General features: G+C 32.2%; 2 protein-coding genes. One reads left to right on the forward strand and one right to left on the reverse strand.

The features are described 5' to 3' along the window. Positions 1 to 87 precede the first annotated feature (87 nt). Positions 88 to 429, forward strand: coding sequence for a winged helix-turn-helix transcriptional regulator (locus V7068_RS21390; protein ID WP_499714472.1), 342 nt, complete (start codon positions 88 to 90; stop codon positions 427 to 429). 278 nt (positions 430 to 707) lie between these two features. On the opposite strand, the gene V7068_RS21395 is transcribed toward V7068_RS21390, so the two are convergent. Then, a partial coding sequence (locus tag V7068_RS21395) for a dihydrofolate reductase family protein (RefSeq protein WP_499714474.1) occupies positions 708 to 875 on the reverse strand: 168 nt, incomplete at its 5' end.

An 875-nucleotide genomic window follows, 5' to 3' on the forward strand; every position in this document is an offset into this window, starting at 1 on the left:
CTTACCATTAGTAAGTTTTCCGCGTCAATAAATATACATATATGATAAGATAAAAATAGATAAATGAAGATTAAATGGGGGAGCGTATTGAAGAAGTCTAACTGTGAAACTAAAGTGGATGTTTGTAGTAACTACCATAGTACGATAGAATTTATCGGAAGAAAGTGGATGGGGATCATCATTTATACTTTAATGTCTGGACCGAAGCGATATCATGAAATTCTTTCAGCGGTTCCAGGGATTTCAGATCGGCTTTTAACCAAACGACTAAATGAATTAGTTAACGCTAATATCGTAAACAAGCATTATCTTGATTCCTCTATAAAAAAAGTGGAGTATACACTAACTCCTAGTGGTATAGCATTAAAAGAAGTAATTGTCGCGATACATCATTGGATAGAAGTGTATGAATGGGAACAAAATAAGTAAATCAATCTATATCGCTGTTCAATTCGATTGTATCTGCCCTTGACTTTAGTTAGTGTAGATTTATGAACAAACTCATATGGTTCTGTGGAGGGTTAAAACCTCTACAGGGCTTTTAAAAAAATAATAGGCTCTGTTAAAAATTCCGTAATATTAAGGGAAACCCATTATTTATGGGTTCCCTATTCCTTATATCTGCCAATAGTTGAATAAGCGACAACTACTGTCGAGTATTAGCTTATAATATTTATGACAATATATCTTTGGAGTAAACGATATTATTAATTATCATTCCAATGATAGATTATTTGCACAACACCAGGAGAGAACGTTCTTGTATTAACCATTTTTAAATTTATCCTCTGTTTTATATCAATAAACAACGGTTTTCCTTCTCCCAAAATAACAGGGTGAATAGATAATCTAAATTCATCAACAAGCTCTAAATT

Source organism: Bacillus sp. JJ634 (assembly GCF_036962285.1).
Taxonomy (GTDB): domain Bacteria; phylum Bacillota; class Bacilli; order Bacillales; family DSM-1321; genus Peribacillus; species Peribacillus asahii_A.